This is a genomic window from Pseudoxanthomonas sp. 22568 (assembly GCF_052044485.1).
Classification (GTDB): Bacteria; Pseudomonadota; Gammaproteobacteria; order Xanthomonadales; family Xanthomonadaceae; genus Pseudoxanthomonas_A; species Pseudoxanthomonas_A beigongshangi.
Window position 1 is genome coordinate 56,942 of sequence record NZ_JBQENC010000009.1, and the last position, 13,137, is coordinate 70,078.

9 protein-coding genes are annotated in these 13,137 nt (G+C 65.6%); all 9 read right to left on the reverse strand.

The genetic code is table 11. The features are described from left to right. Positions 1-12: 12 nt before the first annotated feature. On the reverse strand, positions 13-597 hold the full coding sequence (locus tag ACTJI2_RS12785; RefSeq protein ID WP_440842325.1) for a TetR/AcrR family transcriptional regulator: 585 nt from the start codon (positions 595-597) through the stop codon (positions 13-15). Positions 598-625: 28 nt separating this feature from the next. Next, positions 626-1,042: a hypothetical protein gene (locus tag ACTJI2_RS12790; RefSeq protein ID WP_440842327.1), complete on the reverse strand. Its 417-nt coding sequence runs from the start codon at positions 1,040-1,042 to the stop codon at positions 626-628. Between the two features lie 360 nt (positions 1,043-1,402). Then, positions 1,403-4,597: a TonB-dependent receptor gene (locus tag ACTJI2_RS12795; RefSeq protein WP_440842328.1), complete on the reverse strand. Its 3,195-nt coding sequence runs from the start codon at positions 4,595-4,597 to the stop codon at positions 1,403-1,405. A 466-nt stretch (positions 4,598-5,063) separates the two neighbouring features. Then, on the reverse strand, positions 5,064-5,216 hold the full coding sequence (locus ACTJI2_RS12800; RefSeq protein WP_440842329.1) for a hypothetical protein: 153 nt from the start codon (positions 5,214-5,216) through the stop codon (positions 5,064-5,066). 37 nt (positions 5,217-5,253) lie between these two features. Beyond that, positions 5,254-6,126: an aldose 1-epimerase gene (locus ACTJI2_RS12805; RefSeq protein WP_440842330.1), complete on the reverse strand. Its 873-nt coding sequence runs from the start codon at positions 6,124-6,126 to the stop codon at positions 5,254-5,256. Next, a complete protein-coding gene (locus ACTJI2_RS12810; RefSeq protein WP_440842331.1) occupies positions 6,080-7,117 on the reverse strand; it encodes a glycoside hydrolase family 43 protein in 1,038 nt (345 codons plus the stop codon). The genes ACTJI2_RS12805 and ACTJI2_RS12810 overlap by 47 nt, the downstream gene beginning before the upstream one ends. Beyond that, positions 7,114-8,619 carry an MFS transporter gene (locus ACTJI2_RS12815; protein ID WP_440842332.1) on the reverse strand — a complete coding sequence of 502 codons (1,506 nt, stop codon included), beginning with the start codon at positions 8,617-8,619 and terminating at the stop codon, positions 7,114-7,116. Before ACTJI2_RS12815 ends, ACTJI2_RS12810 begins: the two co-directional genes overlap by 4 nt. 61 nt (positions 8,620-8,680) lie before the next feature. Then, the gene (locus tag ACTJI2_RS12820; protein WP_440842333.1) at positions 8,681-11,386 is read right to left on the reverse strand and encodes a glycoside hydrolase family 3 C-terminal domain-containing protein; all 2,706 of its coding nucleotides are present in this window, start codon (positions 11,384-11,386) and stop codon (positions 8,681-8,683) included. Between the two features lie 13 nt (positions 11,387-11,399). After that, positions 11,400-13,091, reverse strand: coding sequence for a glycoside hydrolase family 43 protein (locus ACTJI2_RS12825; RefSeq protein ID WP_440842334.1), 1,692 nt, complete (start codon positions 13,089-13,091; stop codon positions 11,400-11,402). Positions 13,092-13,137: the final 46 nt, after the last annotated feature.

Consider the following 13,137-nt stretch of genomic DNA (forward strand, 5'->3'; position numbering starts at 1 on the left):
CGCTCGCCGGCTCTACACCGACCTCAACCGGTCGGTCGCCGCCTTCGCGATCTCCCAGAACACCGAGGCATTGCCGGTCGCCCGCGCGGAGAGCATGGCGCCGTGTATCGACGCCATGAATACGGACGCTTCCGCGGACGGAGTGTCGTTCAATCGCATGTGGCCCTGCTCCACGCCTTGCGCCAGGGTTCGGCCAATCCAGGCATGAAGGTCGTTGAAATGCACCTTCACCTCATCGGCGATTTCGGCAGGTACCGCGGGCAGTTCCGCCGCCAGCAGCGCGCAGATGCAGATGGGTGGATTGGAGGCCTGGATGCAGTCCGCCCAGTAGCGCGAATAGGCCAGCAGCCGCGCGAAAGCATCCGGGGTGGATTCGTCCAGCGCGCGCAGGCCGCGCCGGGTGGCCTCCCGATGCTGCGCCACCGTCGCCTTCACCAGATCCACTTTTGCGGGGAAGTGGTGGTGGATGCTGGCCTTGCGTACGTCGACCAGTTCCGCGATGTCCGCATAGCTGAAACCGTTGTACCCGCCGGAGGCCAGCAGCTCGTTCGCCCGCCGGATGATCTCCTGCGCCTTGGGCGAGTACTGCGGCTGCATGTCTGTTTCTGGAGTAGGCATCAATCGTTCACCCGGCCTGGAGGATTTTTTGCCTGCGCAGCGCGAGCATCTGCAAGGGGATGCCGATGATCAACGCCAGAAACAGCGCGCCCTGCACGCCGAGCAGCAGCGGGTCCTTCAAATCGGTCACCAGCGGATGGCCCACCGGCAGCCTGCGCAGGCTTTCGCTGACCGTGGGGACCATCAGCAGGAACACGCTGATGCTCAGGGCAATCGTTTGCACATGTTTCCAGAAGGTCTTCGCCGTTCGCCACCGCGCGATGCCGTAACCCAGCAACAGCATCGCCAGCGTGACGGACGCCACGATGGCGCTGATTGGCTGGTGCGCAATCGGATACACCGTCAGCACCCCCAGCAGCATGAACCAGAAATACGCACGCCCGGCGCGGGTTTCGGGAACGATCCGCCCGTACTTGAACAGCATGTAGGCGGCAAGGGGAATGGCCGGAAGGCTGCCCAGTGTGTGGAGCCAGCCGATAGGAGAAATGCCCACGGGGTCGTTCCTGTCAGAGAGTGAGGCGACTTTACCTACTAGTAGGTAGACAGTCAACCAGGGGCGAGCCCAAGCGTGCGGCGCATGCACGAGCACCCCGTGCTGCCCCGCAGGCAGGACGCTATCCAGGTTTCCTCACACCGGCACGGCATCGGCGCCCTTTTGGACCCCATTGGGTGGTCGCCGCTCGCCAGCGCCGACGAACCGGCACATGAGAGGAAGAAGGGCCACCACGCGAGGTGGCAGCCCTTCGCATCGCACGTCCAGGCCCGCGACGTGCGTTTGCGCCGGTCAGTAGTCGTAACTGACGGTCAGGCGCGCATACGTGGGCGTCTGATAGGCGACCGGCTGGTTGTACAGCGGATTCAACGTCTTGTCGGGCAGCTGTGAGAACGGGTAGATGTTGGTCGCCGCATCCTCGTTCGTGACGTTGAAGACGTTGAAGCTGAAGGCCAGCTTGCCCTCGGCGAAGGCGGGCTTGTACAGCACGCCCAGGTCGATCTGGTTCACCCAACCCAGACGCCCCTGCGACCCGGGGGGTGAGGGTCGGCCGGTATCGGTGCTCGGGTCATAGCAGTAGTGGTACGGGCCGCCGGTGATCGCGCTGGTGCCATAGCCGGCCGGGTCCGTGCCGGTGTAGGTGTCGCCGTAGTAGTTGCCCAGGCAGTTGCGGGGCGCGCCGGAAATCATGCTCAGGTTGCCGGACACGCCCCACTCCGGAGTCAGCTGGTAGTAGCCATACAGCTTGATCTGGTGGCGATGATCATTGGACTGGTCGCCGTTGAAGTGTTCCATCAGCGCGGCGTGGTCCCAGCTCTGCGTGGTCGATACCGAGGCCTGGCCCTGGTAGCTGCCGAGCGCGCCACCGGTACGCCACAGGTCCGAACGCAACTGGCCCTCGGTGGTGCCATAGCTGTGCGACCACACGTAGTTGAACTTCGTGTACCACTTTCCGTCGAACGGACGCTCCAGATTGAACTCCACCGCCGAGTAGTTGCGCTTGAGTTCCGGGAATCCGGCCGCCTCGCGGGTCACCGTGACCTCATGGAACTGGCCATCGGTGCCAATCACACCCCAGGTGTTGGTCTTGCCCGGATTGATCAGCGCCGCGCCGGATACCTTCGACCAGTCAATGGTGATGCCCTGCGCGGCGGCGGCCTCGATCAAGGCGGTATTGGACACGTCATAGTTCTGGTCGTCGATGCTGGCATTCAGGCGTCGATGGGTAGCGCGGACACCGTAAACCCAGCCACTCTCCAGCTGCTTGGTGAAGCCCAGGATGATTTCGTCCTGGTTCTCGCCTTCGATGTCCTTGGCCACCGCGGTGCGCACATCCGCGATGCGGCCGAAGCGCGAGTTGGCCGACACCGCGGATCCCAACTGCTGGGAAATGATCGGCGTGCCGTCGGCGTTGATACCGCTGTAGGTGTAGTAGGTACTGGTATTTATCGCCGGCGTGAACAGGCCAACCGGTGACAGTGGCAGGCCGAGGTAGTAGCGGCCAAGGTTGCCGAACACCTTCAAGGTGGAATCGCCGTGGACGTCCCAGCTGAAACCGATGCGGGGCGCCCATGCGTCCTTGACCTCGATGTAGGCTTGGCCGAATGGCGTGTAATTGGTGAATTCGTCCTTGCGCAGGCCCAGGTTGAGCAGCAGGTTGTCGGTAATCTGCCACTTGTCCTCGATGTAGTACGCCTTCTGCTTGGCCTCGTAGGAATACAGACTGGTGTTGATGTTCCTGATGACGTAGTAGCCGCTGGCGCCATGCACCGGATCCACCAGGCCCGGGCTCGGTGCACCGATGCCCCCATCTTCATTCGCCGCCTGGGTGATCAGGCCGTTGGTTTGCAGGCCGTTGGGATCGTCGGTTCGGCCATAGGTCCATGAGTATCCGGGGCCGGACAGGATAGAGCCGATGTTGATGCCCTCGGACTTCTGGTTGTCGATGCCGAAGCTGAGCGTGTGGTCGCCGACCCGCCATTCCAGATTCAGGCGGGTATTGGTTTTCTTGTACTCGCGGTCCGGATCGCTGGTCGAGATGACCTTCTGCGTGCCGAGGATAGGCGCACCACCGGTGTACGCGGGATTCTGCTGCGTGGCGTCGGCGATCAGCGGGCCGTTGGCTGGGTCATAGCCGGATGGCGTCACCTCATCGGGTGTGGACATTTCGCCATACAGGGCGGTTACGGTGACGTTCTCGCCGAAATAGCCGGTGTACTTGCCAAGATACAGTGTGGGTCCGGCTTCCTGTCGGGAATCGTCGGCATAGTACGTGCCGCGCTCGCGGGTTAGGTAGTCGTAACGGTAGATCTGCCCGCTGGTTTCGTATTCGTCACTGGCGCCGGTTAGTTCGAGCAGATGATTGTCTGTGATGTACCAATCCAGCTTTGCGTACCAGCGCTGCTGGGTGTAGCTGTAGTCCGTCCAGCCGCCGTTGGCGCCGTTGGCGGAATCACGGTTGGACAGCACGCGCACGCCATCGGAATCCGCCTGTTCGGCGGCGACGAAAAAGAACAGCCGATCCTTGAATATCGGGCCGCCGGCATAGGCACTGTAGGTGGTCGTACTGGATTCGCTCTCACTCAACGGCTGGTACAGACCGTTGGCGGCCCGTGCGTAGTCGTAGGCAGTGTTTTTGTTGGTGCTGCCAAGGCTGTCGGGACGCCAGTAGATGTTCTTCTGCTTGGCCTTCAGCCCATTCGGTTCCCAGATCACCGCCGCGCCGAAATGCCACTCGTTGTCGCCGCGCTTGCCGACCTGGTTGATCACGCCGCCATTGCTGCGGCCGTACTGCGCGCCGTAGCCGCCGGTGAAGATTTCCTGCTGGTCGATCGCCCCGTAGGGCAGCGTCAGGCCGCCCAGGCTGTTGCTGGCCGTGGTGGTGTTGAAGCCGTTGAGGTAGTAGGCGTTTTCACTGGCGGCGGATCCGCCGAAACTGGGAAGCGAACCACCCAGCGGGCCGTTGTCGAATCCGCCGCTGTTGTTGACCACACCCGGCGCCAGCAGCGCGATGGCTTCGGCGGTGCGCCCCAATGGCAATTGCAGCAGCTGTTCAGAGGTCACCACCGTACGGGTATCCACCGTGGTGACATCGATGGGATTGAGTCGCGATCCGGTCACGCTGACCGTGCTCAGGGTCTGCAGGTCGCCCGTGCCCGCGAACGAAACGACAGTGCTCGCGCCCACGGTGATGGCCACGTTCTCGCGGGTTTCGACCGCCGCGCCGTCCTGCTTCACCGTGACCTTGTAAGTGCCCAGCGGGAGGTTGCCCAGGGCGTATCGGCCGCGCTCATCCACCGCGACCTCGCGACTGAAACCACTGTTGTTCTCGATGAGCACGGTCTTGCCCGCGCCATTGGCCACGCTGCCGGAGATATTGCCGGTCGTGGATTGCGCCCATGCCGAGCTGCTGGCGAGCGCGAGTGTCAGGGCAAGCGCCAGCCTGCCAGCGCGGGGGTGAGCGGTGCGGGATGTCTCTCTCTTCATTTGGAACCGGCTCCTGTTGTGGGGGAGAAGCGACTACGGGACGCTGGGACGCGTCGCCGGTCTGCCGGCCCCCTTCCAAGCCGGAATTCCTGCGAATCCGAAAAACAAAGACGTTGTTGTACCGCGCCCCCTGTCAGTTTTAACTTTGCCGTAATGGCGTTGTAATAAATATCGGAGCGGTTTTGATAATGCAATGGCATGAACATCATTGCACCCAAGTGGTGCGCCAACGATGCAATGAGGTGAATGCCATCGCCACTTTCATTACGCTTCAAGCGGACACTTGTGATAGAGATCACCGTTGACCGCCACCTGTCCTTGCAGTGCAGGAGAGTCATTGGTCAATGCCCGTCCGCGGAGAGGCACGCTCATGAGCCTCGCATGGACAAAGGTGCTTTCTGCAAACCGCCTTTTCTAAAGAGATGGCCTGCGCGATCTTGCGTATCGTGCAGGCTCATCCTCTTTGTCACATCGGGTCGATGTCAGCGACCGGCGTGTTCATCAGTTGCTGTCCCGCAGATGGGTCGATGCCGTTATCGGCAGCAAACTGCTTGAGGAAAACGCCCAGCTTGGCCACGCGCTTGGCGAAGCGGCGGTTGCTGCCATTGAAGGCGTTCAATCCCCCGGCGTTCAATACTGGTGGAGCCGCCAACGCTTCATGACCACCGCAACACCATCCAGATTGCCAACGTCTGTCCCGGCTCAACGATGCGCGGCGCAAGATTGAATCCGTCCGGCGGCCCCGTCTGTGGTTCCACGCAGGTCGCGTGCCCGGCGCCGTCGTACACCACCCAGTGCGTGCAATCGGATGTGACGTGGAGTCGTTGCCGCGCGCGTTCCAGCACGGCGCCGTCTTCGGCGATGAAGCAGTCATCCCAGGGGCCGGGCCGGGGCGGCACCGGCGGGAGCGTCGCGATGCCATCGTGGTCCCGCGGATACATGGCCGAGGGATGGAAGACGAGCCGGTCGGGCTTGCGGAACCAGGGATGCCAGCCCAGCACGGCCGGCATGGGCTGGTCGCCAGCCTGTACCGACAGGTCCAGCCGCAGACCGTGGTCGTGCAGGGTGATTACCTGTCTCGCGAGACCGCCAAAAGGCCAGTAGCCATCCTGCGGCAGCAGCAGGGACAGGGTTGCGGTGTCGTCATCCTGCGACTCGATTCGCCAGGAGCGGGAAAAGCCGAGGCCATGGATGGCGTGGCCCCCGAAGTTCACCGGCAGTTGGTAGGCGCGCCCACCTGCCTGGAAGCGACCCGCGCGCACGCGTCCGGCCCACGGCACCATGGGATAACAACCCCACGCGATGGTGTCGGGCCAGCCATCGAGGGGACCAATCAGCCAATCCACGCCGTCGAACCGGATCCGGGCGACGCGGCCGCCGGCGGCCGGTGCCAGCTCGACCTCCAGCGATCCCCTGTGCAGACGAATCGTTTCGCCCGGCGGCATCGGTGCGGACGCATCGTCCCGGGGCAAACGACGGGTCTCAGTCGCCATAGGGGTGGATGGTGCGGATGTGGCCGTGCGCGTCATGCCGCAGTTCCGTGCACTTGGCGGTGCGCAGGTGGGTGGCGCCGCCCGACAGCAGGGCGTCGTGATAGAACAGGTACCACTTGTCCGCGAACGCGCAGATGGAGTGGTGCGTGGTCCAGCCGACCACCGGAGTGAGGATCACGCCCTGGTAGGTGAACGGCCCATAGGGGCTGTCGCCCACCGCGTAGCAGAGCAAATGGGTGTCGCCGGTGGAGTAGGAGAAGTAATAGCGGCCTGCATGCTTGTGCACCCAGGCGCCCTCGAAGAACCGTCGTTCGTGATCGCCGGCGCGCAGGGGTTGTCCCTGCTGGTCCAGGATCATGATTTCGCGCGCGGGTTCGGCCAGCGTCTTCATGCCGGTATCCAGGCGGGCCACCCGCGGCCCGAGCGCGGGCGCGTCCGGAGTCGGCTCCTCGTGCGTGGCATCATGGCGGTTGTCGCGGTACTTCTGCAGTTGCCCGCCCCAGATGCCGCCAAAGTAGAGGTAGTGCTCGCCGTCATCGTCCCGGAAGACCGCCGGGTCGATCGAGTAGGCGCCCGCGATGGGTTCGGGCTCGGCGGTGAACGGTCCCTCCGGTCGCTCCGAAACGGCCACGCCGATCCGGAACAGGCCATCGGCCTGCTTGGCGGGAAAGTACAGGTAATACTTTCCATCGCGGCAAGCCGCGTCCGGCGCCCACATCTGCCGCTCCGCCCATGGCACATCGCGTAAGTGCAGGGCGACGCCGCAATCGGTCGCCGGGCCATCCGGCGAATCCATCCGCAGCACGTGGTAGTCCTCCATGACGAAATGGCCACCGTCGTCGTCGAAGGCGGCGCCGCCGTCGATGTCGTGGGACGGGTAGATGTACAGGCGCCCGTCGAACACATGCGCTGACGGATCCGCGGTGTACAGATGGGTGAGCAACGGCTGCGAGATGGCGCACGCGGCCAGTCGTTCCAGTTCGGCGGCCGGCGTTGCCGGCTCTCCGTGGGGGAGGATGTCGGTCATGGGGAGGAAACCTCGGCGTGCAGGGGGCGGTCGACGGCGCGGCGGCGCTGGTCGAGTTCGTGCTCGATGCGCACTTCCATCCGCTTGTCGATCTCGTAGATGAAGAGCAGCGCCACCGCGATCAGGAACGGAAGGGCGCAATAGACGCTGACGGTCAGGCGGATGCCGTCCACCACGGCGGCCGGTTGAGTTTCCAGCCCGGCCTGGTAGCCGTAATGGGCGAGGATGCCGGCGACCAGCGCACCGCCGGTGCTGAGGCCGATTTTCAGCCCGCACAGCATCGCCGAGAAGATGATCGCGGTGGCCCGCCGGTGGTTCTTCCATTCCGAATAGTCGGCCACGTCGGCGATCATCGCCCACAACAGCGGGATGGTGATGCCGTAGCAGAAGCCGTGCAGCATGAAGGCGACGAACACCCAGCCCACCGCGGTGGGCGGAAACAGGTAGAACGCCAGCAGGAACAGCGTGGAGACCAGCAGCGCGACGCCGAAGACATCGCGCTTGCCAAACCGATCGGCCAGGCGGCGCGACACGCCGATGCCCAGGATCATGCAGACGATGCCACCGCCGTTGAACAGGCTGAAGGTGGACGTGGCCGGATCCTCCGGCCACTGGAAGCCGGCCAGGCCCGCGCCGGTCAGCATGGCGTTCAACGAAGCGATCAGGCCATTGAAACCGGAATCGCGCAGGAAAGCGGCCAGCGCGGCCTCGCTCATGTAGTACTGGAAATAGTAGATGTAGGTGCCGCCCTTCAACGCCAGGTTGGTGAACACCAGCACCGTCAGGGCCAGCATCACCTGCCACGGCCGGTTGCGCAGCAGATCGGCCAGATCCTGCAACACGCCGGCGGACTGCTCGCGGGTGGGAACGATGCGCTCGCGCGTGGTGAGGAAGGTGATCAGGAAGAACACCGTGCCAACCACCGCGAACAGGGTCATCACGCTCTCGAATCCCCTCACCCGATCCCCGTCGCCCAGGATCAGGACCAGCGGCAGCAGCAGCACCTGGATGATGAACTGGGCAATCATCACCGCCACGAACCGGTACGAGGACAGGCTGTTGCGCTGGGCCATGCTGCCGGTGAGCACGCCGCTGAGCGCCGAATACGGCAGGTTGTTGGCCGCGTACACCAGCACCAGCAGGCTGTAGGTGGCCAGCGCGTAGATGATCTTGCCCCGCTCTCCCAGTTGCGGCGTACTGAAGGCCAGCAGCGACAGCACGCCGAATGGCACCGCGGTCCACAGGATCCAGGGCCGGAACTTGCCCCAGCGGGTGGAGGTGCGATCGGCGACGATGCCGATTACTGGCGTGAACACGAACGCGCCCAGCAGTCCCACCACGAAGATGATGGTGGCCGCGGTCGCCGGCGGCAGCCGGTAGACATCGGTGTAGAAGAACGCCAGATAGGTGATCAGCGTCTGGAAAATCAGGTTGGCCGCGAGATCGCCCAGGCTGTAGCCCAGCTTCTCGCGGATCGACAGCGGCTGTTCTCGGCTGGACATGCGTGTTTTCCCCCTGGCATCGGTGCCATGCAATTCCGGCGATGCCGGTCCCACGGTTGAATCAGTCATCGGCGGCCTTCACCTCGAATTGCGCAGTGGCACGCGCGTCGGCGCTGGAGCCGCCCACCCGCACCTCGTAGCGGCCGGGTGGAACAATGTAGGCCTGGCGTGCTTCGTCGTAGCGTCGCAGGGCGGACTCCGGCACCAGGTCGAACGTCAGCGCGCGCCGTTCGCCGGGCCGCAGGTGGATGCGCTGGAAACCGCGCAACTCCTGCCGCGCATCGCCGGGCCGGGCCTGGACGGGGCGGACATACAGTTGCACGACTTCATCACCGGCGCGCTCGCCGATGTTCTCCACCCGCAGCTTGATCCGCACCGTCGCGTCCGGCTTCACCGTACGCTTGTCCACCCGCAGGCGCCGGTAGTCGAAGCGGGTGTACGACAACCCATGCCCGAACGGATACAGCGGGGTGCCATCGAAGTAACGGTAGGTGCGTCCCTGCATGCGATAGTCGTCAAATGCAGGCAGTACTTCATCCGCCTTGTAGAACGTGACCGGCAGGCGGCCGGCGGGGCTGATGTCGCCGAACAGCGCCTCGGCCACCGCCGAGCCTCCACGTTGACCGGGATACCAGCTCATCAGGATGGCGCGCAGATTGGCGTCGGCCCAATCCACCGCCAGTGCGGATCCGCCGGTCAGGACCAGCACCACCGGTTTGCCGGTGGCGTGCAGCGCTTCCAGCAGTTTGCGCTGGGTCGCCGGCAGGCGCAGATCGGTGCGGTCGCCGCCGGCGAAGCCGGGATAATTGACGGTCATTTCCTCGCCTTCGACATCGCCGGTGAGTCCGCCCGCGAAAATCACCACGTCCGCGTCGCGCGCCGCATCCAGCGCCTCCTCGAACGGCGGCTTGGCGCCCGGCATGCGCCAGGCCAGCCGGACCGCGGCATCGCGTTCGCCATCGTAGTACTCCAGGCGCAGGTCGTAGGCGCGGCCAGCCTGAAGATCCAGCTCGACGCCATCGCTGCGCAGGCGATCGCTGGCGGTCCAGTGATCCAGCACCCGCACGCCATCCAGGTACAGGCGGAAGCCGTCGTCGGCCGCCGCCTCGATCCGGTACTTGCCCGACACCGGCGGCAGCAGTTGGCCGCTCCAGCGGATGCTGAAGCCGTCGCTCGGTATCCCCTGCCCCGGCGCCGCCTCGCCACGCGCGAGCAGGTTGTCGGTGGGCGATCCGCGATCCCAGCGGAATCCGATCTGCGCGTCGGTTCGCACCAGCGCCGGCGCGCCGGACAGATCCCGGCTGCGGAAGTACTCGCCGCGCAGGCCGCGTTCGACGGAATCGGCGGACGGTCGCAGGTAGGTCGCTTCGATCAGCGGGGTGGCAGCGGGGTCGTCGCGCCCCTCCACCAGATCCACGCCGCGCGCGTAGGTCACCCGGATCCCCGGCACCGCGTCGCGAATGCCCTGCAACAGGGTCACCGGCGCGGCCGGCGTGCCGAAGTAGTTGCCGAGCAGCGCCATGGTGTCGTCGGCGGTCGGGCCGATCACCGCGATGCGCTTCAGGCTGCGCGACAACGGCAGGATGCCGTCGTTCTTCAGCAGCACCAGCGATTCGCGGGCGGCCTTGAGTGCCAGCGCATCGTGCGCCGGCGACTGGTTGACGGTGTACGGCATGCGCGCCCAGCGCACGCGCGACGCCGGATCGAACATGCCCAGCCGCATCCGCGCGGTGAACAGCCGCGTCACCGCCTCGTCGATTTCCGCCTCGCTGATCAGGCCCCGGCGCACGGCGGCGGGCAGCGTGGCGTATTCCTCGCCGCATTCCAGTTCGGTGCCGTTCTTGACCGCCAGCGCGGCTGCTTCCTCGCGGGTGGCCACTATCTTGTGGTTCTTCCATACATCGACGATGGCCCAGCAATCGGATACCACGTAGCCGGTGAAGCCCCAATCTCGCCGTAGGAGATCGCGCATCAGGAACCGGCTGGCGCTGGCCGACTCGCCGTAGACGCGGTTGTAGGCGCCCATCACCGCGTCCACCTGGCCCTCCTTCACCAGCGCCTCGAACGCGGGCAGGTAGGTGTCGAACAGATCCCGCCGACTCGGACGGGCATCGAAATGATGGCGGTCGGCTTCCGGGCCACTGTGCACCGCGAAGTGCTTGGCGGTGGCGTCCAGCTTGCGGTGCGTCGGGTCGTCGCCCTGCAGGCCGCGCACGAACGCCACGCCCATGCGCGCGGTCAGGTAGGGATCCTCGCCATAGGTTTCCTGGCCACGGCCCCAGCGCGGGTCCCGGAAGATGTTGATGTTCGGGGACCAGAAGGTCAGGCCCTGGTAGCGGCCATGCGCGCCCTCGCGCACGAACTGGTGGTGCTTGGCGCGCGCCTCGTCGCTGATGGCGGTGGCGACCTCGCCCATCAGCGGCACGTCGAAGGTGGCCGCCAGGCCGATCGCCTGCGGAAACACGGTGGCCTGGCCGGCGCGCGCGACCCCGTGCAGGCCCTCGTTCCACCAGTCGTAGGCGGGCACGCCGAGGCGTTCGATGGCGGGCGCGGCGTTCTGCATCTGCGCGGCCTTTTCCTCCAGCGTCATGCGCGCCACCAACGCCGCCGCGCGTTCCTCGAAGCCGCTACGGGTATCCAGCCAGGGCGCTGGTTCATCCGCGGCCACGGGGCGCGCGGCGAGCAACGCGAGCGCGCACAGGGCCAGCGCGCGCAGGCGCGACGCGTTGCGGAGGTGTGCCTGGCATTTCGGTTCGGTGATGGTCATCGTTCTCTCCCGCTCAGTGGGCACGTTCGTCGCGCGCGAAGGGACCCAGCAACGTGCCGACGAAGCCGCCGGCCCGGTCGGTGCTCAGTACGGTGCCGTCGATGTCGCGCGCCAGCGATTGCCAGCCGCGGCCGTCGCCGGCATCGAAGGCGAATCCATAAGCGCCTTCGTCACCGTCGATCTTCAGGCGCAGCGCGCCACCGGCCTCGACCTCGCGGGTGGCAAGCGTGCGTGCGGCGCCGGTGCCCCACCGCCCCTCCAGGAACACCTGCAGCCTGCCGCCGCTTGTTCGGCGCGTACCGAGCAAGTACCAATGCGTCTCGCTCTGGAACGCGGCCAGCCCGGCCGCGACACCGGCGCCGGGCAGCGACATCGCCGTGCTGGCATCGAAGCGAAGGTGCTGTTGGCGGCGTCCCAGGAACGCCGGGTTGCGCAGCGTGTCCAGGCCTTCGGCCAGCGGATGGAGGGCCAGCGCGCCCGGGCGCGTGGCCAGATCCGCCCAATCCCGCCTGGGCACGCGCACGCGCAGCCATTCGCGTGCCAGCGCCATGCCGTCGAACTCGTCGCGATGGACGAAATTTCCGGTGGACGGCGCCTGCGCGGCATCTGTGCGCATCCACGACGGCGCGCGTGCGATGTACGGGATGGTCTGGCCGGCCGGCAGGATCACCGGCCATCCGTCGCGCCATTGCACGGGCAGCAGATAGGTTTCGCGTCCGGTGTTGTAGTGGCGCTGCTGGTAATTGCGACTGGCCAGGAACACCGCCCACCACGTCCCGTCGGGCCCTTCGACCAGATCGGCATGCCCGGCGTTGGTGATCGGCAACGACCGATCGACCGGCAGATCGCGCTGGGTCAGGATCGGATTGCCCGGATACGGCACATACGGCCCCCACACCTGCCGGCTGCGCAGCACCACCTGCGAATGCTGCGGCCCGGTCCCGCCTTCGGCGTCGGACAGGTAATACCAGCCATCGCGCTGGTACAGATGCGGTCCTTCGATCCAGATCGGGTTCGTTTCCGGGGAGACGCCGCCATCGATCAGTACCTTGCGCGGGCCGATCGGCTGCAGGCGCTGCAGGTCGATCTCCTGCATCCAGATCGCGCGATGGCCATCGTAGCGCGGAGGACCGACCGGCTCGTCGTTGTTGAGCAGGTAGACCTTGCCGTCCTGATCGAAGAACAGTGACGGATCGATGCCGCCGATGGTCGGCAGCCAGTGCGGATCGGACCAGGGCCCGGCCGGATCGCGGGCGGTGGCGATGAAATTGCCGCCGCTGTCGGTGGCCGTGGTGACCACGTAGAACACCCCGTCGTGGTATTCGATGGTGGGCGCGAAGATGCCGCGCGAGACGCTCAGCCCGTCGAAATCCAGCTGGGTGGGCCGCTCGATGACGTTGCCGATCTGTTTCCAGTGGACCAGGTCGTCGCTCTCGAACACCGGGATGCCGGGATAGAAGGTGAAGCTGGAATTGACCAGGTAGAACTTGCCCCGCGCGGCAACGATGCTGGGATCGGCGTGGAAGCCGGCCAGCACCGGATTGCGGTAGTGGCCGGCGGGCAGCGCCGGTTCGAACGCGGCGTCGCGGCCGGTGTACTCGAACCAGTCGAAGAACACCGGCGCGGCGGCGTCGGCCGGTGGCGCCGAATGCGCCGGCGCGGTGGCCAGCAGCAGGGCCAGGCCGCTGGCGAGCAGCCATCCCATCGTCCTTATTCGGGACGACGATGGCAGGCATGGCGACGTGTTTCGA